General features: G+C 71.1%; 17 protein-coding genes. 14 read left to right on the forward strand and 3 right to left on the reverse strand.

What is annotated here, in order from left to right; all coding sequences use genetic code 11:
- Nucleotides 1–3 precede the first annotated feature (3 nt).
- The 11 genes from DK459_RS23235 to DK459_RS23285 all read left to right on the forward strand — a co-directional run bounded on the left by DK459_RS23235 (nucleotide 4) and on the right by DK459_RS23285 (nucleotide 11,180).
- Nucleotides 4–1,698 (forward strand): AMP-binding protein, encoded by a 1,695-nt coding sequence (locus DK459_RS23235; RefSeq protein WP_233256852.1) that lies wholly within the window; start codon nucleotides 4–6, stop codon nucleotides 1,696–1,698.
- The gene (locus DK459_RS23240) at nucleotides 1,685–2,437 is read left to right on the forward strand and encodes a glycosyltransferase family 2 protein (RefSeq protein ID WP_038503202.1); all 753 of its coding nucleotides are present in this window, start codon (nucleotides 1,685–1,687) and stop codon (nucleotides 2,435–2,437) included. The genes DK459_RS23235 and DK459_RS23240 overlap by 14 nt, the downstream gene beginning before the upstream one ends.
- Complete coding sequence (locus DK459_RS23245) at nucleotides 2,434–3,357, forward strand: glycosyl transferase (protein WP_053498970.1); 924 nt, start codon at nucleotides 2,434–2,436, stop codon at nucleotides 3,355–3,357. Before DK459_RS23240 ends, DK459_RS23245 begins: the two co-directional genes overlap by 4 nt.
- A gap of 33 nt (nucleotides 3,358–3,390) precedes the next feature.
- The gene (locus DK459_RS23250; RefSeq protein ID WP_024068446.1) at nucleotides 3,391–3,987 is read left to right on the forward strand and encodes an outer membrane lipoprotein carrier protein LolA; all 597 of its coding nucleotides are present in this window, start codon (nucleotides 3,391–3,393) and stop codon (nucleotides 3,985–3,987) included.
- Nucleotides 3,971–6,310 carry an MMPL family transporter gene (locus tag DK459_RS23255; protein ID WP_110135094.1) on the forward strand — a complete coding sequence of 780 codons (2,340 nt, stop codon included), beginning with the start codon at nucleotides 3,971–3,973 and terminating at the stop codon, nucleotides 6,308–6,310. Before DK459_RS23250 ends, DK459_RS23255 begins: the two co-directional genes overlap by 17 nt.
- A 157-nt stretch (nucleotides 6,311–6,467) precedes the next feature.
- On the forward strand, nucleotides 6,468–7,028 hold the full coding sequence (locus tag DK459_RS23260) for a hypothetical protein (RefSeq protein WP_081322331.1): 561 nt from the start codon (nucleotides 6,468–6,470) through the stop codon (nucleotides 7,026–7,028).
- Nucleotides 7,025–8,227, forward strand: coding sequence for a beta-ketoacyl-ACP synthase (locus DK459_RS23265; protein WP_102964850.1), 1,203 nt, complete (start codon nucleotides 7,025–7,027; stop codon nucleotides 8,225–8,227). The genes DK459_RS23260 and DK459_RS23265 overlap by 4 nt, the downstream gene beginning before the upstream one ends.
- On the forward strand, nucleotides 8,224–8,679 hold the full coding sequence (locus tag DK459_RS23270; protein WP_026383852.1) for a hotdog family protein: 456 nt from the start codon (nucleotides 8,224–8,226) through the stop codon (nucleotides 8,677–8,679). Before DK459_RS23265 ends, DK459_RS23270 begins: the two co-directional genes overlap by 4 nt.
- Complete coding sequence (gene fabG, locus DK459_RS23275) at nucleotides 8,676–9,407, forward strand: 3-oxoacyl-ACP reductase FabG (protein WP_006386621.1); 732 nt, start codon at nucleotides 8,676–8,678, stop codon at nucleotides 9,405–9,407. The genes DK459_RS23270 and fabG overlap by 4 nt, the downstream gene beginning before the upstream one ends.
- Nucleotides 9,407–10,630 carry a beta-ketoacyl-ACP synthase gene (locus DK459_RS23280; protein ID WP_026383853.1) on the forward strand — a complete coding sequence of 408 codons (1,224 nt, stop codon included), beginning with the start codon at nucleotides 9,407–9,409 and terminating at the stop codon, nucleotides 10,628–10,630. The genes fabG and DK459_RS23280 overlap by 1 nt, the downstream gene beginning before the upstream one ends.
- Before the next feature lie 88 nt (nucleotides 10,631–10,718).
- Entirely contained in the window at nucleotides 10,719–11,180 is a 462-nt protein-coding gene (locus DK459_RS23285) for a GatB/YqeY domain-containing protein (protein ID WP_054444164.1), read from the forward strand.
- A 2-nt stretch (nucleotides 11,181–11,182) separates the two neighbouring features.
- Here the strand turns inward: DK459_RS23285 and dinB are convergent, their stop codons facing one another.
- Nucleotides 11,183–12,265, reverse strand: coding sequence for a DNA polymerase IV (gene dinB / locus DK459_RS23290; RefSeq protein ID WP_006386618.1), 1,083 nt, complete (start codon nucleotides 12,263–12,265; stop codon nucleotides 11,183–11,185).
- Nucleotides 12,266–12,435: 170 nt separating this feature from the next.
- Here dinB and DK459_RS23295 point away from each other — a divergent pair, with 170 nt between their 5' ends.
- On the forward strand, nucleotides 12,436–12,861 hold the full coding sequence (locus tag DK459_RS23295) for a PaaI family thioesterase (RefSeq protein WP_006386617.1): 426 nt from the start codon (nucleotides 12,436–12,438) through the stop codon (nucleotides 12,859–12,861).
- 68 nt (nucleotides 12,862–12,929) lie between these two features.
- On the opposite strand, the gene DK459_RS23300 is transcribed toward DK459_RS23295, so the two are convergent.
- Nucleotides 12,930–13,385: a BPTD_2524 family lipoprotein gene (locus tag DK459_RS23300; protein ID WP_006386616.1), complete on the reverse strand. Its 456-nt coding sequence runs from the start codon at nucleotides 13,383–13,385 to the stop codon at nucleotides 12,930–12,932.
- Nucleotides 13,386–13,548: 163 nt separating this feature from the next.
- On the opposite strand from DK459_RS23300, the gene DK459_RS23305 reads away from it, so the two are divergent.
- Complete coding sequence (locus DK459_RS23305) at nucleotides 13,549–15,456, forward strand: prolyl oligopeptidase family serine peptidase (protein WP_370445616.1); 1,908 nt, start codon at nucleotides 13,549–13,551, stop codon at nucleotides 15,454–15,456.
- On the opposite strand, the gene DK459_RS23310 is transcribed toward DK459_RS23305, so the two are convergent.
- Nucleotides 15,446–16,675: a GGDEF domain-containing protein gene (locus DK459_RS23310; protein WP_110135095.1), complete on the reverse strand. Its 1,230-nt coding sequence runs from the start codon at nucleotides 16,673–16,675 to the stop codon at nucleotides 15,446–15,448. The two genes, DK459_RS23305 and DK459_RS23310, sit on opposite strands and share 11 nt — an antisense overlap.
- Nucleotides 16,676–17,280: 605 nt before the next feature.
- On the opposite strand from DK459_RS23310, the gene pgaA reads away from it, so the two are divergent.
- Nucleotides 17,281–19,743 carry a poly-beta-1,6 N-acetyl-D-glucosamine export porin PgaA gene (gene pgaA, locus DK459_RS23315; protein ID WP_110135096.1) on the forward strand — a complete coding sequence of 821 codons (2,463 nt, stop codon included), beginning with the start codon at nucleotides 17,281–17,283 and terminating at the stop codon, nucleotides 19,741–19,743.
- Nucleotides 19,744–19,749: the final 6 nt, after the last annotated feature.

A 19,749-nucleotide genomic window follows, 5' to 3' on the forward strand; every position in this document is an offset into this window, starting at 1 on the left:
ACCGTGGCCTGGACCGCGCTCACACACCTGCTGCTGCCGCAGGCCGCGCCCGCCGGCGACGCGCGGGTCGCGGACGAGCCGGCGCTGTCGCGGCGGGAATTCGCCGCGCAATGCCTGGCCGTGGCCGGCGCCTTGCAGGCGCGCGGCGCGCGGCGCGCCGCGCTCTGGTTCGAAGATGCCGTCGCGCTCGCCATCGCCCTGTTCGCCTGCGGGCGGGCCGGCATCACCGCCGTGCTGCCGGCCGACGTACGGCCGGACACCTGCGCCGCGCTCGATGCCGACATCTGGTTGAGCGACGCCGCGGCGCTGCCTCCGGCGTGCCAGGCATGGCGCCTGGAGCAATTGCAGCACGCGCTGGCCCTGCCGCCCGCCGTCCTCGATCCGGCGCAGCGGCTGGTGTTGTGGACGTCCGGCTCCAGCGGCGCGCCCAAGGCCGTCGGCAAGAGCTGGGACCAGCTCATGCGCGAGGTCGAGGCGCTGCGGCAACAGTGGCCCGACGACGGCGGCCCGGTACTCGGCAGCGTGTCGGCGCAGCACATGTACGGCCTGCCCTATCGCGTACTGTGGCCGCTGTGCGCCGGCCGCCTCATCGACCGCCCGCAACGGCTCTATCCCGAAGAACTGCAACAGGCCAGCCTGCGCCATGCCACTTTCACCTGGATCGCCAGCCCGGCGTTGCTGCGCCGGCTGGGCGAGCGGCTCGACGGATCGCGCCTGCGCGGCCGGCTGGTCCGCCTGTACTGCGCGGGCGGGGTGCTGCCGCCGGACGTGGCCGAGCATATCGGCCGCCAGCTGGGCCAGCGCCCCATCGACATCTACGGCAGTTCCGAAACCGGATCGATCGCCTGGCGCTGCGGCGCGGACCCGTGGCAGCCCCTGGCCGGCGTCGAAGTCGGCCTGGACCCGCGCGGCGCATTGCGCGTGGCGTCGCCATGGATCGACGCCGCCGACACCCTGACCGCCGACGCCGCGGAGATGGTCGAAGGCGGTTTCCAACTGCTGGGCCGGCTGGACCGCATCGTCAAGATCGAGGAAAAACGCGTCGCCCTGCCCATGCTCGAACAGGCGCTGGCCCGACATGCCTGGGTGACCGAGGCGCGCGTGGGCCAGGTCGCGGGCAATCCGCGCCTGACGGCGCTGGTGGCGCTGAGCCCGGCGGGCCTGCACATCCTGCGCAACCAGGGCCGGCGCGCGCTGGTGGACGCCCTGCGCCGCCACCTCGCCACGGGTTTCGAATCGCTGGCCATTCCGCGCGGCTGGCGGCTGTTGCGCCAGTTGCCGTACAACAGCCAGGGCAAGCTGACCCAATCCGATTTCGAGGCCGCGGCCGGCCCGCGCCCGCGCCAACCGGCGGCCGCGCCGCTGCCGGCCGACGGGCCCGGCGAATGTCGCTACCGTATCGATGTTCCTTATGACCTGGCGCACTTCAGCGGCCACTTTCCCAGCGCGCCGGTGGTGCCGGGCGTGGCCCAGATCGGCTGGGCCATGGCGCTGGCGCAGCGCGACCTGCAGCCGGCCTTGCGCTTTGCCGGCATGGAGGCGCTCAAGTTCCAGCGCCTGCTGCGGCCTGGCGACACGGCCGAACTCACCCTGCGCTGGGACGCCGGCAAGCAAAAGCTGTACTTCACCTACACATTGGGCGACCAGCCCTGCTCGTCGGGCCGCGTGCTGCACGGAGACCGCCATGGCGCCGCATAGGCTGTGCGCGGTGATCCCGGTCTACGACCATGGCGCCACCGTGGCGGCGGTGCACGCGCAACTGGCGGCGCACGGATTGCCGTGCGTGCTGGTGGACGACGGGTCGGCCCCCGACTGCGCCGCCGTGCTCGATGCGCTGGCGACCCTGCCAGGCACGCACCTGCTGCGGCGCGCGGGCAACGGCGGCAAGGGCGCGGCAGTGCAGGACGGGCTGCGCGCGGCGCGGCGCCTGGGCTATACCCACGCGCTGCAGGTCGACGCCGACGGCCAGCATGCGCTGGACGATGTGCCTGCCTTCGCCGAGGCGGCGCGGGCGCGGCCCGCGGCCGTCATCTGCGGCGCGCCGCGCTATGGCAGCGACGTCCCTCGCAGCCGGTTGTACGGCCGTTGGCTGACCCGCGTCTGGGTCTGGATCAATACCCTGTCGCTCGACATCCCGGACGCCATGTGCGGCTTCCGTATCTACCCGCTCGAATCCGTGCTGCGAGTGATCGACGGCGCGCAGGTGGGCCGCCGCATGGACTTCGACATCGCCATCCTGGTGCGCCTGCACTGGCGCGGCGTGCCCATGACCTGGCTGCCCACGCGCGTCGTCTACCCGGTTGGCGGCGTTTCGCACTTCAAGGCGCTGCGCGACAACCTGCTGATCAGCCGCATGCACGCGCGCCTGTTCTTCGGCATGCTGGCGCGATCGCCGGCGCTGCTGCTGCGCCGCCTGACCGCGGGACCGCGTCCATGACAGCCGCCGATCCGCACTGGGCCGGCCAACGCGAACGGGGCAACCCCGCGCTGCTGCGCCTGACCGCGTGGGCCGCGCGCCGCATCGGCCGGCGCGCGGTGGCGCCGGTGATATGGCTGGTGGTGCTGTATTTCTATGTCTTCGGACCGCGCGCCCGGCGCGCCATCGGCGCCTACCAGCGGCGCCTGGCGCGCGGCGGCGCGCTGGCCGCGCCGCTGCCCACGCCCTTCCCGGTCTATCGCCAGTACCTGGCCTTCGCGCAGGCGCTGCTCGACAAGCTCGACGTGTGGCAAGGCAGAATCACCCTGGCGGACCTGGACATCGACGACCCCGACGGCCTGCAGGCGCAGATGGGCGCCGGCCGCGGCCAGATCCTGGTGGGTTCGCACCTGGGCAACATCGAGGTCTGCCGCGCGCTGGCCGAGCAGTCCGGCCGGCTCCATTTGAACGTGCTGGTGCATACGCGGCACGCGGTGAACTTCGGCCGGCTGCTGGAAGAAGCCGGCGGCGGCCTGCGCATGATCCAGGTCAGCGAACTGGATGCCGGCGTCATGCTCGACCTGGCTCAACGCCTGGAACGCGGCGAATGGCTGGCAATCGCCGGCGACCGCGTGCCGCTCAAGGGCGATCGCAGCGCCCAGGTCGAACTGCTGGGCGATGCCGCCTTGCTGCCGCAGGGCCCCTGGCTGCTGGCCGGGCTGCTGCGTTGCCCCGTGAACCTGCTGTTCTGCACCCGCCATGGCGCGCGCCACCGCATGTCGATGGAGCGCCTGGCGGACGCCGTCGAATGGACCCGCGCCACGCGCCAGGCCGAGATCGCCCGCTGGGCCCAGCGCTATGCCGATCGCCTCGGCGCGCAGTGCCGCCAGGCGCCGTTGCAATGGTTCAATTTCTTTCCCTTCTGGAAAGACGATGCGTGACCACCCCGTCCGCAACGCGCTGGAGTTGCCTGCATGAAACGCCTGCTTATCTGCCTGGCGCTGGCCGTCCTGCCCTGGAGCGCGCGGGCTTTCGATCTCGACGACCTGCAACGGCAATTGCGCGCCACCCCGGTGGTCCGCGGCCATTTCGTGCAGCAGAAATTCCTGCGCTCGCTGCCGCAACCCCTGACCAGCCGCGGCGATTTCACCCTGGCCGCCGGCCGCGGCCTGCTGTGGCTGCTGCGCAGCCCGATCGCCCAGGACCTGCGCATCAGCGCCGACGGCATCGCGCGCCGCGGCCCCGACGGCGCCTGGCAGGCGCTGCCGCAGCATGCCGGCGCCGGCCGTGAAAACCGCCTGTTCCTGGCGGTGCTGGCCGGCGACACCCGCGGCCTGCGCGAGAACTTCGACCTGACGCTGACGGGCGGCGCCGACGCCTGGCAGCTGGTGCTGCTGCCGCGTTCGGCGCTGCTGCGGCAGATCTTCGAGAACATCCAGATCAACGGCGGCAAGCTGGTCGACCGCATCGAACTGCGCGAAGTCCAGGGCGACCGCAGCGTGCTGCAGATGACCGACGCGTCCGCCGCCGACGCCCTGACGCCAGAGGAACAGCGTGCCTTCGCCGATTGAACGCTGGCTGCCACGGCTGTTCAAGCTGGGGCTGCTGCTGGTGCTGGCCCTGGGCGCCTGGCAGTGCCGCCACGGCTGGCCGGTATCGGCCAACCTGATGGAACTGGTGCCGCGGGCCCCGGCCGACGCCACCCGCGATCTGGCCGAAGCCCGCGTCCAGCAGCCGCTCAGCCGTGAATTGATCGCGCTGGTGGCGGCCCGCGACGACGGCGACAGCGCCGCGGCCGCGCGCCAATTGGCGCAACGCTGGCAGGGCAGCGGCCTGTTCGCGACCGTGCAAGTGGACATCGACGTCGACCTGCCCGATCTGCGGGCGCGCCTGCTGGCCAATCGCCTGGCGCTGCTGCCGCCGGCGCAACGCGAACAACTGCTGGCCGACCCGGCCGGTTACGCGCGCCAGCGCGCGCGCGAACTGGTCGACCCGTTCGCCGCCTCCAGCGCGGTATCGGTCGACCAGGATCTGTTCGGCCTGGCGCGGCGCGCCGAACAGGCGCTGCGTCCCGGCGGCGCGGTGCAATACGATGTGGCCACGGGTACGTTGCAGGCCGAAAGCGGCGGCCGCGCCTGGGTCCTGGTGCGCGCCAGCACCCGGGACGACGCCTTCGACGGCGCCGATCCCGGCCGCATCGCAGCGCAGATCGCGCAGGATCGCCAGGCCCTGGCCGGCGCCGACCTGCTGGTGGCCGGCGGCCCGCTCTATGCCGCCGCCGGCCGCGCCCAGGCCGCCGCCGAAAGTGGCTGGATCGGCGCCATCGCCATGGCCGGCATCGTGCTGGTATTGCTGTTGGCGTTGCGCCGCTGGCTGGCCCTGCTGGCGCTGGTCCCGGTGGCGGTCGGCCTGCTGGCCGGCACGGTCGCCTGTGTCGCGGTGTTCGGTTCCATTCACGCGCTGACGCTGGTGATCGGCGCCAGCCTGATCGGCGTTGCCGTCGACTTCCCGATGCACTGGCTGGGCAAGAGCTACGGCATGCCCGACTGGCGCGCCTGGCCGGCCTTGCGGCGGGTGCTGCCGGGCCTGACCATCAGCCTGGCGGCCAGCCTGGTCGGCTATGTCGCGCTGGCCTTCACGCCGTTTCCGGCGCTGACCCAGACCGCGGTGTTCTCCGCCGCCGGCCTGCTCGGCGCCTATGCCTGCACGGTGTGCCAGCTGCCCGCGTGGCTGGCGCGCTTCGAGCCCCGTCCCTGGCCACCGCTGCTGCGTTTCGCGCAGGCCGCGCTGCGCGCGCGGACCCGCCTGGCCGGGCGCCGCGCCGTGCTGTGGAGCGGTGCGCTGCTGCTGGCCACGGTCACCGCCGGCGGCATCGGCCGCCTGGACATCCGCGACGACCTGCGCCAATGGCTGAGCCTGCCCGCGCCGCTGCTGCAACAGGCGCGCCAGATCGGCGAAATCACCGGCTTCGTGCCGACCAGCCAGTTCTTCCTGGTGCGCGCGCCGGACGCCGACGAACTGCTGCGGCGGCAGGCGCGTGTCAGCCAGGCGCTGGATGCGCTGGTCGCCGCCGGCGGGCTGCGGGCCTACACCGCCTTGAGCCAGCGGGTGGCGCCGCAGGCCGACCAGCAGGCTTTCGCCGATGCGCTGGGGAACCTGGCGGACCGGCCCGAGGCCTGGCGCGCGCTGACCGATATCGGCGTGCCGGAAGCGGCCTTGCGACAGGAACTGCGGGCGCTGGCGGCGCTGCCGCCCATCCCGCTCGAAAGCGCGCTGCAAGGCCAGATCGGCGAACGCTGGCGCACGCTCTGGCTGGGCCGGCATGACGGCGAAGTGGCTGGCATGATCACCCTGCTGGGCCTGCGCGATGCCGCCGCGCTCACGGCCATCGCGCAGGCCGCGCCCGGCGTCACGCTGGTGGACCGCAGCGGCGAATTGAACCGCATGTTCAGCGCCACCCGCGTCGAGGCCGCCGAACTCAAATTGCTCTCGTACCTGGTGGCGGCGGCGCTGCTGTGCCTGACGCTTGGACGCGCGGCCGCCTGGCGCATCCTGGCGGTGCCGCTGGCCGCCACCGCCTGCAGCCTGGCGGCGCTGGGTTATCTGGGCCAGCCGCTGACGCTCTTCAGCCTGTTTGGCTTGCTGCTGGTGTCGGCGATCGGGGTGGACTACGCCATTTTCATGTTCGAGCGCGTCGCCGGCGCGGCCGCCAGCCTGGTCGGCATCATGCTGGGCGCCCTCACCACCCTGCTGTCGTTCGGGCTGCTGGCCGTGAGCCGGACGCCGGCGATCGCCAATTTCGGCCTGGCGGTGGCGTTGGGCGTGGGATTCTCGCTGCTGTGGGCGCCCTGGGTGCAGCCGCGGCGCGGATCCGGCGCCGGGGACGCGACGTGAAGCCGGCGCACCGGCTGCCGGCCTGCGCCCCGCGACCCGCGCAGCCTGGTCCGCGGCGGGTACACTGGGCACGCCGACCGCGCCCCCTTTGCCGGCGCCCGCGCTTGCCGGACCACGGCGCCGCGTGCGCGCCGCCCCGCGGTCGGCCAACCCTGCCATGATTCCTGCCCGCCTTTCCCTTCCGCCCGCCTTCGGGATCTCGCGCGCCGCGTTGGCGCTGGCCTTCCTGCTGGCCGGCTGCGCCGGGGCGCCGCCGACGCCCTCGGCGGCGCCCGCGTTCGCGTTGCCGCGCCAGTTGCACGTGGCCCAGTCGCGCCCCGGCCAGCCCGCGCAGGACACACTGCTGGTGGTGCAGCGCGAAGCCGCCGCCACGCGCTGGTCGTTGTTCGACCCCCTGGGCATACCGCAGGCACGGCAGATACTGGAACACGGCCGCTGGCGCAATGATGGCTTCCTGCGCCCCAACGGCCAGGCGCGCGACCTGTTCGCCGCGCTGGTGTTCGCCTGGACGCCCCTGGACGACCTGGACGCGGCCTATGGCGTCGGCGCCTGGCGCGCCACGGCCGCCGCCGACGGCAGCCCGCAACGCGAACTGCTGCGCCAGGGCGAACCGCGGTGGCGCGTCCGCTGGCCGCGAGACGCCGCGGCCGGCACGCTCGAGATCGAGTCCGGTGACGGCACCGTATGGCGGGTGGCGCCGCTCGGAGAGCGGCCATGACGACCACCTGGCTGAGCCCGCCTGGGGTGGTCTGCGCACTCGGGGCCGGCATCGAGGCCGTGGCCCGCGCCGCGTTCGCCGGCGACACCCGCGGCATGCGCCGCCAGGCCGGCTGGCTGGCCGACCGCGCGCTCACGCTGGGTGGCGTGGACGGGCCGCTGCCACGCATCGCCGACACGCTGCCCGCGCATCACCACAGCCGCAACAACCAGCTGCTGCTGGCCGCCGCCCTGCAGATCGAGGCGCGCCTGCGCGACGCGGTCGCGCGGCACGGCGCCCATCGCGTGGCGGTGATCGTGGGCACCAGCACTTCGGGCGTGAACGACAATGCGCCGGCATTCCAGGCCCTGGCGGCCAATGGCGCGTGGCCGCGCGACTACGACTACCGCCGCCAGGCGCTGTCGTCCCCGGCCGCGTTCCTGGCCGACTGGCTGGGCGCGACCGGCCCCGCCTACACCCTGTCCACCGCCTGCACCTCCAGCGCCCGCGCGCTGCTGTCGGCGCGCCGGCTGCTGGCCCTGGGCCTGTGCGACGCGGTGGTCTGCGGCGGCGCCGACACCTTGTGCCGGCTGACCATCAACGGCTTCGCCAGCCTCGACGCGGTGGACGAGGCCCTGTGCCTGCCGTTTTCGGCCAACCGCCGCGGCATCAACATTGGCGAGGCCGGCGCGCTGTTCCTGATGCAGCGCGAAGCCGCCGCCGACGACGCCGTGGCCCTGCTGGGCGGCGGCGCCAGTTCCGACGCCTGGCACATGTCGGCGCCGGAGCCCGGCGGCGCGGGCGCCCTGCGCGCCATGCGCGCCGCCCTGGACGCCGCCGGGGTGGCGCCCGCCGACATCGGCTGGATCAACCTGCACGGCACCGGCACCGCCCACAACGACGCGATGGAAAGCCTGGCCGTGCACACGCTGTTTCCCCAGGGCGTGCCGTGCGCCTCCACCAAGCCGCTGACGGGCCATGCGCTGGGCGCGGCCGGGGCGCTGGAAGCGGCGCTGGCCTGGATCACCCTGTCGCCCGCCAATACCGCGGGCCGGCTGCCGCCGCACGTCTGGGACGGCCAGCCCGACCCGGCGCTGCCGCGGCTGGATTTCAGCACCACCGGACATTGCTACGCGCCAGGCCGCCGGCGCCTGGCGATGAGCAACTCATTCGCCTTCGGCGGCAACAACACCTGCCTGGTCCTGGGAGCGGCGGCATGACGACCTGGCCCATCGCCAGCCTGCTGCCGCACGCCGGCGACATGATCCTGATCGACGAGGTGCTGGCCCACGACGCCGACAGCCTGCGGGCGCGCGCCGTGATCCGCCCGGGCCCCTACTCGCTGCCCGACGGTTCGCTGCCGCCGTGGCTCGGCCTGGAACTGATGGCGCAGGCCATCGGCGCCTGGGCCGGCTGCCAGGCCCGGCTGGCCGGCGCGCCGGTCAAGCTCGGCTTCCTGCTGGGCACGCGCCGCTACGATTGCCAGGTCGACGCCCTGCCGGCCGGCGCCACGCTGACCATCCAGGTGCAGCGCGGGTTCATGGACGCCAGCGGCATGAGCGTCTTCGAATGCGAGCTGCGCGACGACGCCGGCCCGCTGGCCAGCGCCCGGCTCAACGTCTACCAGCCCGACGATCCCAACGTTTTCATCCAGGAACAGCCTCCCCTATGAGCGCCGCCCCGATTCTCGTCACCGGTTCCAGCCGCGGCATCGGCCGCGCCATCGCCCTGGCCCTGGCCGACGCCGGCCACGACCTGGTGCTGCATTGCCGCCAGCAACGCGCCCAGGCCGAGGCGGTCCAGGCCGAAATCGCGGCCCGCGGCCGCCAGGCGCGCGTGTTGCAGTTCGACGTGGCCGACCGGGCGCAATGCGCCGCCGTGCTGCAGGCCGACGTCGACGCCCACGGCGCCTACTATGGCGTCGTGCTCAACGCCGGCCTGACCCGCGACGGCGCCTTCCCCGCCCTCACGGGCGACGACTGGGACCAGGTGCTGCGCACCAACCTGGACGGCTTCTACAACGTCCTCGGCCCGCTGGCGATGCCGATGATCCGCCGCCGCGCGCCCGGCCGCGTGGTCTGCATGGCCTCCGTCTCGGGACTGATCGGCAACCGCGGCCAGGTCAACTACAGCGCGTCCAAGGCCGGCCTGATCGGCGCCGCCAAGGCCCTGGCGGTGGAACTGGCCAAGCGCCAGATCACGGTCAACTGCGTGGCGCCCGGCCTGATCGACACCGACATGATCGACGCCCACGTGCCGGTCGAGGAAATCCTGAAGGCCGTGCCCGCGCAACGCATGGGCCGTCCCGAGGAAGTCGCGGCCACCGTCGCGTTCCTGATGTCGCCGGGGGCCGCCTACATCACGCGCCAGGTCATCGCGGTCAACGGAGGACTGTGCTGATGCATCGCGTCGTCGTCACCGGCATGGCCGGCATCAGTGCGCTGGGATCCGACTGGGCCGGCATCCGGCGCGCCTTCGAGGATGGCCGCAGCGCCATCCGCGCCATGCCTGAATGGTCGCGCTACCAGGAGCTGAACACCCGCCTGGCCGGACCGATCGAGGACTTCCAGGCGCCCGCGCACTGGACCCGCAAGCAATTGCGCAGCATGGGCCGGGTCTCGCAACTGAGCGTGCGCGCGGCGGAACAGGCGCTGGACGACGCCGGCCTGCTGGGCGATCCGTGCATTGCCGACGGCCGCATGGGCGTGGCCTGCGGCTCGTCGATCGGCAGCACCGCCGAAATCCGCGCCTTCGGCAACATGCTGCTCAACGGCGTCACCGACGACCTGAACGCCAACTCCTACGTCCGCATGATGCCGCACACCACCGCGGCCAATATCGGCATTTTCTTCGAACTCAAGGGCCGCATCATTCCGACCTCCAGCGCCTGCACCTCGGGCAGCCAGGGCATCGGCTACGCCTACGAGGCGGTCCGCTACGGCCGCCAGGCGCTGATGCTGGCCGGCGGCGCCGAAGAACTCTGCCCCAGCGAAGCCATGGTGTTCGACGCCCTGTACGCCACCAGCCAGAAGAACGACACGCCCGGCCTCACGCCGCGTCCCTACGACCGCGACCGCGACGGCCTGGTGATCGGCGAAGGCGGCGGCATGCTAGTGCTGGAATCGCTGGAACATGCGCAGGCGCGCGGCGCGCGCATCCACGCCGAAATCGTCGGCTTCGGCAGCAACTCGGACGGCACCCACATCACCCGTCCCGACGCCCGCACCATGCGCATCGCCATGGAACTGGCCCTGGCCGACGCCGGCCTGCCGCCGCAGGCGATCGGCTACGTCAATGGCCACGGCACCGCCACCGAACAGGGCGACATCGCCGAGACCGAGGCCACCCACGGCCTGTTCGGCAACCGCATGCCCATCAGCTCGCAAAAGAGCTATCTGGGCCACACGCTGGGCGCCTGTGGCGCGCTGGAATCGTGGTTCAGCATCGAAATGCTGCGCAGCGACTGGTACGCCCCGACCCTCAACCTGCGGCACGTCGATCCGCGCTGCGGCGAGCTGGACTACCTGGTCGAGGGCCGCCACATGAGCCACGAATACGTCATGAACAACAATTTCGCCTTCGGCGGCATCAACACCTCGCTGGTATTCCGCCGCTGGCCCTGACGGCCGCCCGCCCGACCCGGATGCCATCGCGGGATGGCCCGGCCACGGTTACACTGCCGTTTTGACGCAACAACACAAAGGTTTCCCCATGAGCACCGCTACGCTCAAGACCCGCCTCTCCGACGCCGTCAAGGACGCCATGCGCGCCAAGGCCACCGAGCGTCTCGCCACCCTGCGCTTCCTGCTGGCCGCGGTCAAGCAGAAGGAAGTGGACGAGCGCCGCGACCTGAGCGACGCCGAAATCACCGCCATCATCGAAAAGCAGGTCAAGCAACGCCGCGAGTCCATCGCCGCGTTCGAACAGGCCGGCCGCACCGAAACCGCGGAACAGGAAAAGGCCGAACTGGTGGTGTTGCAGGAGTTCCTGCCGCAGGCCGCCACGCCCGAGGAAGTGGCCACCGCCATCGACGCGGCGCTGGCCGAAGTGGCCGCCCAGGGCGTCACCGGCGCGCCCGCGATGGGCAAGGTCATGGCCTTGCTCAAGCAGTCGCTGGCTGGCCGCGCCGACATGACCGCGCTGTCGCAGCAGGTCAAGGCCAGGCTCGCCTGAAGTCAGAACGCCCCGCCGAACAGGTCCGGCTGGCGTGATTGTTCCTGCGGATCGGCGAAATTGCTCATGCCGACCCCCGCCAGCCGGTACAGCGTCTGCGCCGGCAGGTCGACCCGCTCGCACAACAGCCGGGCCATGGTCGCCAGCTCGGCGGCCGAGGCCGGCGGATTGGGATTGGTCTGGCTGCGCGTCAGGATGCGGAAGCGGTCGGTCTTGAGCTTGAGCACCACCGTGCGGCCCAGCGCGCCCTTCTTCAAGGCCTGGCTCCAGACCTTGTCGGCCATGCGGTCCAGAGCCTCGCCGACCGCCTCCAGCCGCACATCTTCCGAAAACGTGGTTTCCGCCGACACCTGCTGCAACGGCTGGTCGGTCTGCACCTCGCGGTCGTCGATGCCGCGCGCCAGCTCGTACAGGCGCCGGCCGTAACGGCCGAAGTAATGCTCCAGTTCCTGCGCGGCGTGCGTGGCCAGGTCGCCCACCGTATGGATACCCAACTGCTCCAGGCGCGCCTGCATCACCTTGCCCACGCCGGGCACCTTGCGCACGGGCAGCGGCTGCAGGAACTCCAGCACCCGTGACGGGCGGATCACATATTGCCCGTCGGGCTTGTTCCAGTCGGACGCGATCTTGGCCAGAAACTTGTTGGGCGCCACGCCGGCCGACGCGGTCAGGCCGGTTTCGGCGCGGATCTGCTGGCGGATCACCTGCGCCACTTCGGTGGCCGACGGCAGCCCGAGCTTGTTGACGGTCACGTCCAGGTAGGCCTCGTCCAGCGACAGCGGCTCGATCAGGTCCGTATGGCGGCCGAAGATCTGGCGGATCTGGCGCGAAACCTCGCGGTAGCGGTTGAAGTCGGGCGGCACGTAGACCGCCTGCGGACAGAGGCGCTGGGCGCGCACCGCCGACATGGCCGAATGCACGCCGAAGCGGCGCGCCTCGTACGACGCCGCGCACACCACCGAGCGCGGCCCGGTCCACGCCACCACCACCGGCTTGCCGCGCAGCTCGGGGTTGTCGCGCTGTTCCACGGATGCATAGAAGGCATCCATGTCGATGTGTACGATCTTGCGGCTGGCGTCGCTCATGGCGGTGGAAAACGGGTGCCCGGAGGGCGCATCGGCGCGCAAGCGGGCGCGAAATGTACGGTCACCGGAAAAATCGCCCCGGCGCGGGGGCCGGGCCCGGCGAACGGCGTAAAAGTGGATATTATGACCGGCAAATCCCCATCTTTCCCCTTCCCCGCGTGACCGCTTCCATGACTGCAACCGCAACTCCCGCTCCGGGCGAGTATTTCGGCCTGGCGATTCCCTTCATGAGTTTCCTGGGCCTGGTGCCCGAACAGATCGCGCCGGCCTATGCCCGCACGTCGCTGCCGTGGCGCCAGGACCTGACCAACAGCCGCGGCGACGTCCACGGCGGCACCCTGATGAGCGTGCTGGACTTCACCCTGAGCGCCGCGGCGCGCGGCTCGGCCGATGCCACCGAGGGCATGGCCACCATCGACATGAACACCACCTTCCTGTCGCCCGGCACCGGCGACCTGGTGATCGAGGCGCGCTGCCTGCGCCGCGGCGCGTCGATCGCCTTCTGTGAAGGCGACATCCGCCGCGCCGACGGCGAACTGGTGGCCCGCGCCACCGCCACCTTCAAGATCATCCGCCGCCGTCCGGGCGGCGACTGAACGGGCGGCGGGCCTTGCGGCCGCCGTCGCCCGATGCGGCCGCAAGGCCCGCCATTGCCCTTACGCCCTTACTTGGGCAGATCGCGCGACGGCTTGACCGGCGGCCGCGGGTCCAGCGGCATGTAGCTGGAGCACGAACTCATGCCATAGACGATCGCGTCCTGCATGGCGCGCATCGCCGCCGCGTCCCAGGTGCCCTTGCCCCACATCACGATGCGGGTGTCGGTGGCCTTGGGACCGGCCGCCTTCAGGTCGACCCGGGTCATTTCGCTGTCGCTGTACGGCGCCAGCACCCGCACCACGGCGGACTGGGCGCTTTCGTCCAGGCTCGACACCACGCGATAGGCGTCGTCGGTGCTGCGCAGGCAGGCGTTGGCCTGGCGCAGCGTGGTGGCGTAGGCGTCCTTGAACGCGACGGGCGCCTTGAATTCGCTGTGCGGCGACGAGCCGTTCTGCGAAATACCCAGCGAGCAGCCCGCCAGGCCCAGGGCCAGCGCCGAGGCCGCGACCAGATTCCGAACCATGTGTTTCTCCAGATTGATAGCCGCGATTATCCCGCAAACGGACTACCGGCATAAGTGGCCCGGCCGGTTCGACACCCCGGCCGCGGCTATGGCATTATCGACCGGTAGTCCGGCGGCGCCCGCGGCCGGGTGGAATCGTCGGAGGTATGCCTTGCTCTCATTCATGAAACACACCATCCTGGCCGCCGGTATCGTCGGCGCCTCGCTGGGCGCCAGCGCCGCGGCGCAGCCGCCCCGGGCCTACCCCCTGAAGGACTTTTTCCGCAATCCGGAACGCGGTTTCTTCCGCCTGGCCGACGACGGCAAGACCCTCGGCTTCATGCAGCCCACCAGCGTCGACGGCAAGCCGCCGCGCATGAACATCTACGTCCAGCCCCTGGAAGGCAGCAAGCCGGTGGGCGAACCGCGCAAGCTGACCAGCGAGTCGGCCCGCGACATCAGCAATTTCTTCTGGAAGGGCGCCGACGTGGTGCTCTACCAGAAGGACTTCGGCGGCGACGAGAACTTCCACGTGCTGGCGGTGGACGCCAAGACCGGCAAGGTCACCGACCTGACCCCGTACGACGGCGTGCGCGCCAGCATCGAGGACGACCTCGAAGACGACCCCGACCACATCCTCATCAGCCACAACCAGCGCGACCCGCAGGTGTTCGACGTCTACCGCGTCAACGTGCACACCGGCGCCGGCGTGCTGGTGGCGCAGAACCCCGGCAACATCGTCGGCTGGCAGACCGACCACGCCGGCAAGGTGCGCGCCGCCGTCACCAGCGACGGCCTGAACACCACCCTGCTCTACCGCGACGACGAAGCCTCGGAATTCCGTCCGCTCTTCACCACCGACTACCGCACCAGCGTCAGCCCGGCCTTCTTCACCTTCGACGACAAGAAGTTCTACGCCCTGTCCAACCGCGGCCGCGACAAGCTCGCGCTGGTGGTGATCGACCCGGCCAGCCCCGACAAGGAAGACGAGATCTTCACCCCGGACACGGTCGACCTGGACGCCGCCGGCTTCTCGCGCAAGCGCCGCGTGCTGACGGTGGCCTCGTACCAGACCGACAAGCCGCAATACAAGTTCTTCGACGCCGAGACCGAAACCCTGTTCAAGAAACTGTCAGCCCAGCTCGAGGGCTACCAGTTCGCAATCCAGGGCGCCAACCGTGATGAAGACAAGTTCATCGTCGCCGCCTACAACGACCGCACGCCGGGCTCGCGCTACATCTACGACGCGCGCGCCGACACCCTCAGCAAGCTGGCCGACATCAACCCGGCCATTCCCGAGGCCGACATGTCGCGCGTGCAGCCCATCAGCTACCAGAGCCGCGACGGCCTGACCATCCATGGCTACCTGACGCTGCCGGCCGGGCGCGATCCCAAGAACCTGGCGTGCATCGTCAACCCGCACGGCGGCCCGTGGGCGCGCGACGGCTGGGGCTACAACCCCGAGGTGCAGTTCCTGGCCAACCGCGGCTTCTGCGTGCTGCAGATGAATTTCCGCGGCTCCACCGGCTACGGCCGCGCCTTCTGGGAAGCCAGCTTCGGCCAATGGGGCCTGAAAATGCAGGACGACATCACCGACGGCGTCCAGTGGCTGGTCAAGCAGGGCATCGCCGACCCCAAGCGCATCGGCATCTACGGCGCCAGCTACGGCGGCTACGCCACGCTGGCCGGCGTGACCTTCACGCCCGACCTGTACGCGGCCGCGGTCGACTACGTCGGCGTGTCCAACCTGTTCACGTTCATGAAGTCGATTCCGCCCTACTGGAAGCCGATGCTGGACAAGATGCAGGACATGGTCGGCGACCCGGTGCGCGACAAGGACCGTCTGGCGGCGACCTCGCCGGCCCTGCACGCCGACAGGATCAAGACGCCGCTGTTCATCGCCCAGGGCGCCAAGGACCCGCGCGTCAACAAGGACGAGAGCGACCAGATGGTCAAGGCGTTGAAGGCCCGCGGCGTCGAGGTGGAATACATGGTCAAGGACAACGAAGGCCACGGCTTCCACAACGACGAGAACAAATTCGAGTTCTACGCGGCCATGGAAAAGTTCTTCATCGAACATCTCAAGCCGTAAGCTTGGCGGGTTCGGCGGCCTCGGCGGCCGCCTCTTCCTCCCGGGCCGCCTGCGGGCGGCCCGACGCACGCGCGCTCCAGGCCATTTCGACCCGGTCGCGCCCCAGCTCCTTGGCCTTGTAGAGCGCCAGGTCGGCGCGAGCCAGGATGCCATCGGCCGAATCGCCCGGCTGCAGCGTGGCCACGCCGCCGCTGGTGGTCATGCGCAATTCCTGCCCCTGCAGGTACAGCGGCGAATCGCGCAGGGCGTCGCAGACCCGCTGCGCCTGCACCAGCGCGTGCGCGGCATCACAGCCGTACATCAGCAAGACGAACTCTTCGCCCCCCAGGCGGCCAAAGCGATCGCTGGCCCGCACGGCCTTGGGCACCACCTGCGCGAAATGGCGCAAGGCGGCGTCGCCGGCCGCATGGCCGTGGCGGTCGTTGATCGACTTGAAATGGTCGATGTCCAGCACCAGCACCGACAGCCTGCCGCCGCTGCGCGCGCAGCGCTGCAGCTCGTGCTCCAGTTCATCCAGGATGCTGCGGCGCGAATAGGCGCCGGTGAGGCTGTCGAAGGTCAGCGCGGCCTGCATCTGTTCGGACAGCGACGTCTGGATCAGCAACAGCAATGCCAGGAACAGCGCCGGCACCGTCACCGAGCCGCAGACGATGAAGAACAGGCCCCACGGCGCCGGTTCCAGCAACGACGCGGCCTGCGCCCAGCCGCTGCCATAGACGCCGGCGCGCAAGGCATGCAGCACCACCAGGGCGGACAGCGACAACAGCACATACAGGATCACGCCAGGCGTGCGGATACCGCGGCGCTGGCGGAACACCACGGCGCCGGTGGCCGCCATCAGCACACCGGTGTAGCCCGAAAACAGCATCATGCGGCCCACCAGGTCATGCGTGACGTACAGCATCAGCGCCATCGCCGCGATGCCGACCGCGGCCGCGGCGCCCACGCGCAGGACCTGCGGCCGCAAGCCGAAGAACTGCCGCACGCCCACGTACACCAGGCTCACCGCGACCAGCCACGACGTATTCGACACCATCACATAGACGGCCGGCGGCAGGATCTCGGCCGAGGCGTAGGCCAGCAGCGACAGCACCGCCAACGCGTTGGCGATGGTGAACGCGCGCACGCCCGGCACCCGGCGCGCATTGAACGGCAGCAGCAGGGGCAGCGCCAGGGCCGTGGCCAGGCCCCACACCAGGAAAAATAGTGAAGTCGTCATGTTTTTGCCGGCTTGCGCCCTCCTGGGCGGTCGCCGTCGCTTGGAACAACTGTTGCACCGGATGCGGGCCCGAGGACACGTTACAGACCCGCACTTTTGACGTTTTTTGTTACCTGCACGGCGCACCATCGCGCCATTTCCGTCGCGCGCACAACGTTCCGTACCGGGATCCGTCCCAATGCCGGCCATACCGCCACGACGGTTGTGCGGTACGCCCGCAGAGAATACGCCAAGGCCTGCGGCCGCGGTCCCTCCTTTGCACTAATTGACAGTTGATTTCGCCGAAAAGCCATAAAGTTCGGCCTGTTGACGGCGCCATCAGAAGTGCCGCAACCACGCCCCACGGGCGTAGCGCGTACTAGCCATGCACTCCCTCGCGCGAGTGCGAAGGTCCCCGCAGCGGGCGCCGCGCAGTGAATACCCAAACGCTCTCCCCTTCGCCGCCGGCGCCTTCCCGCGTCCGCGCCGCGCCTTCGGCAACGCCCACCCGCGTCCGGCCGGCGGAGCCACGAGCGCCCTCATCGCAACTGCGGAAGTATTTACAGATGCTGAAAAGAACAACGCCCCCCAGGGGCCGGGCAGGCCGCCAGGCGCCGCCCGCCTTGATGACGGACCCGCGACGGCGGATCACCGGGCCGAGACTGCAGGCCCTCACCGCGTGCGCGCTGCTCGCTCCCGTCCTGGCGCTGGCGGCGCCGGGCGCCGACTATGACGCGCTGATCACGCGCGCCCGCGCCGGCGACTACGAACCGGCGCTGGCCATGCTGCGCCAGCAAGGCGCGGCGGCCGGCCGCCAGGCGGTGTACGACCACATCGTGATCGCCGGCTGGGCCGGCCGCCCCGCCGAAGCCGTGGCCGCCTACGAAACGCTGTCGCCCTCCCTCGCCCTGCCCGCCGATATCCAGCTGGCGGTGGCGCGCGCCTATCGCGACCTGCGCCGCTGGCCCGAGGCCCTGTCGGCCTATCGCGCCGGCCTGCGGCGCCATCCCGACCAGTCCGCCTTTGCCGCGGGCGAAATCATGACCCTGGCCGACGCCGGCCAGACCGAAGCCGCCCTGGCCGCCGGCAGGGCCTGGAGCAGGCGCGCGCCGCGCGATGCCGATGCCCGCCTGGCGCTGAGCTACGTCCACGTCCGCCTGCGCCAGCCCTACGAGGCGTTGCACCAGGCCGACCAGGCGCTGGCGATCGCGCCCGGCACGCCCTACGTGCTGCGCGAATACATCGCCGCGCTGAGCCGCGCCCGGCTGGCGCAGCCGGCGCTGGATCTGGCCCGCCAGCATCCGGACCTGTTCGACGCCGCGCAGTTGCGCCGCCTGGAAGGCGACGCGCTGGCCCAGCAGGTGCGGCTGGCGGCCATGCCGACGCGGACCGAGGCCGAACGCTTCGTCATCGCCGACCGCGCGCTGGCGCGCTACGAGGCGCTGATCCCGGCCTGGGAAGCCCTGGGCGATGCCGCCCGCGACGACGTGCTGCGCGCCCGCATCGACCGCCTGCATGCGCTGCACGCCCGCGCCCGCATGGCCGACGTGGTCAGCGAATACGAGGCCTTGCGGGCGCGCGACGTCACGGTGCCGCGCTACGCGCTCAATGACGTCGCCTCCGCCTATCTGTATCTGCGCCAGCCCGAGAAGGCGCGCGACCTGTATCGCCAGGTCGGCGCCGATGGCGCCAACCGCGACGACGACGCGCAAGACCGCCTCAGCACCGAGACCGGCCTGTACTACGCGCTGGCCGAGGCCGAGGAATTCGACCAGACCGGCGCGGTCACCGACGCCATCGACGCCGGCTACAGCCCCTGGCTGTATTTCAAGGGGCAGGCCACCCGCAACCCCAACGACCTGAAGCTGGAAGGCGAGCAGACCGTGGCGGCCGCGCGCCTGCAGGCCGACGACACCGCCGCCGCCGAGCAGCAACTGCGCGGCATGGTCGAAAACGCCCCCAACAATTCCTCCCTGCGCGCCGACCTGGCCTCGGTCTACCGCCGCCGCGACCTGCCGCGCGCCGCGGAACGCGAACTGAAGATGGCCGAAACCCTGGCGCCGCGCGCGCTGCAGGTCGAAAACGGCCAGGGCTTCACCGCCATGGACCTGCAGGAATGGCGCCAGGCCGAGGCGCTGTCGGCCGACACCCTGGCGCGCGCGCCCGAGAACCTCACCAGCCGCCGCCTGGCGCGCGAATGGGAGGTCCACAACAAGGCCGAGCTGCGCATCAGCGGCTACCGCGGCCTGGCCTCGGACAGCCCGGTCAACGGCAACGGCGACTTCGGCATCGACGCGGTGCTGTATTCGCCGCCCATCGACTACAACTGGCGCGCCTTCGGCGGCGGCGGCTACGCCACCGGCGACTTCGAGGAGGGGCGCGGCAACTACCGCTGGCTGCGCACCGGCGTGCAATGGCGCGGCCGCGACCTGACGGTCGAAGGCGAAGTCTCGACCCACAGCTACGGCCACGGCGTCAAGCCCGGCCTGCGGCTGTCGGCCGCCTATGACATCGACGACCACTGGCAGGTGGGCGGTTCGGGCGAAGTGCTGTCGCGCGAAACCCCGCTGCGGGCGCTGACCAACGACATCAAGGCCAACCGCCTGACCGGCTTCGTGCGCTGGCGCGCCAACGAGCGGCGCGAATGGACCCTGTCGCTGTCGCCGTCGCGCTTTTCCGACGGCAACCAGCGCTGGGAACTGGGGCTGGACGGGCGCGAGCGCGTCTACACCGCGCCGCACCTGAAGGCCGACCTGACGCTGGACCTGTCGACCCAGCGCAACAGCCGCGACGACGCGCCCTACTACAACCCGCGCTCGGACCTGATGGTGCTGCCCGGCGCGCGCGTCACGCACACGCTGTACCGCCGCTACGAAACCGCCTGGGAACAGATCGGCACGATCGGCGCCGGCACCTACACCCAGCAGGGCTACGGCACCGGCGGCGTCATCGCCCTGGGCTATGGCCAGCGCTACCGCGCCAACGACGTGCTGGACATGGGCGCGATGGTCACCGGCATCAGCCGCCCGTACGACGGCCAGCGCGAGCGCGAACTGCGCATCGTGTTCGACCTTGCCTACCGCTTCTGAGACCGC

It is taken from the genome of Achromobacter sp. RW408 (assembly GCF_003184165.1).
GTDB classification, from domain to species: domain Bacteria; phylum Pseudomonadota; class Gammaproteobacteria; order Burkholderiales; family Burkholderiaceae_B; genus Achromobacter; species Achromobacter xylosoxidans.

Excerpts from the sequence above, each read along its gene's own strand:
- DK459_RS23310 (WP_110135095.1), bottom strand. The coding sequence starts at position 16,675 with ATGACGACTTCACTATTTTTCCTGGTGTGGGGCCTGGCCACGGCCCTG.
- DK459_RS23265 (WP_102964850.1), top strand. The coding sequence starts at position 7,025 with ATGACGACCACCTGGCTGAGCCCGCCTGGGGTGGTCTGCGCACTCGGG.
- DK459_RS23305 (WP_370445616.1), top strand. The coding sequence starts at position 13,549 with ATGAAACACACCATCCTGGCCGCCGGTATCGTCGGCGCCTCGCTGGGC.
- DK459_RS23280 (WP_026383853.1), top strand. The coding sequence starts at position 9,407 with ATGCATCGCGTCGTCGTCACCGGCATGGCCGGCATCAGTGCGCTGGGA.
- DK459_RS23300 (WP_006386616.1), bottom strand. The coding sequence starts at position 13,385 with ATGGTTCGGAATCTGGTCGCGGCCTCGGCGCTGGCCCTGGGCCTGGCG.
- DK459_RS23285 (WP_054444164.1), top strand. The coding sequence starts at position 10,719 with ATGAGCACCGCTACGCTCAAGACCCGCCTCTCCGACGCCGTCAAGGAC.
- DK459_RS23260 (WP_081322331.1), top strand. The coding sequence starts at position 6,468 with ATGATTCCTGCCCGCCTTTCCCTTCCGCCCGCCTTCGGGATCTCGCGC.
- fabG (WP_006386621.1), top strand. The coding sequence starts at position 8,676 with ATGAGCGCCGCCCCGATTCTCGTCACCGGTTCCAGCCGCGGCATCGGC.
- DK459_RS23250 (WP_024068446.1), top strand. The coding sequence starts at position 3,391 with ATGAAACGCCTGCTTATCTGCCTGGCGCTGGCCGTCCTGCCCTGGAGC.
- DK459_RS23245 (WP_053498970.1), top strand. The coding sequence starts at position 2,434 with ATGACAGCCGCCGATCCGCACTGGGCCGGCCAACGCGAACGGGGCAAC.
- DK459_RS23270 (WP_026383852.1), top strand. The coding sequence starts at position 8,224 with ATGACGACCTGGCCCATCGCCAGCCTGCTGCCGCACGCCGGCGACATG.
- pgaA (WP_110135096.1), top strand. The coding sequence starts at position 17,281 with ATGACGGACCCGCGACGGCGGATCACCGGGCCGAGACTGCAGGCCCTC.
- dinB (WP_006386618.1), bottom strand. The coding sequence starts at position 12,265 with ATGAGCGACGCCAGCCGCAAGATCGTACACATCGACATGGATGCCTTC.
- DK459_RS23295 (WP_006386617.1), top strand. The coding sequence starts at position 12,436 with ATGACTGCAACCGCAACTCCCGCTCCGGGCGAGTATTTCGGCCTGGCG.
- DK459_RS23240 (WP_038503202.1), top strand. The coding sequence starts at position 1,685 with ATGGCGCCGCATAGGCTGTGCGCGGTGATCCCGGTCTACGACCATGGC.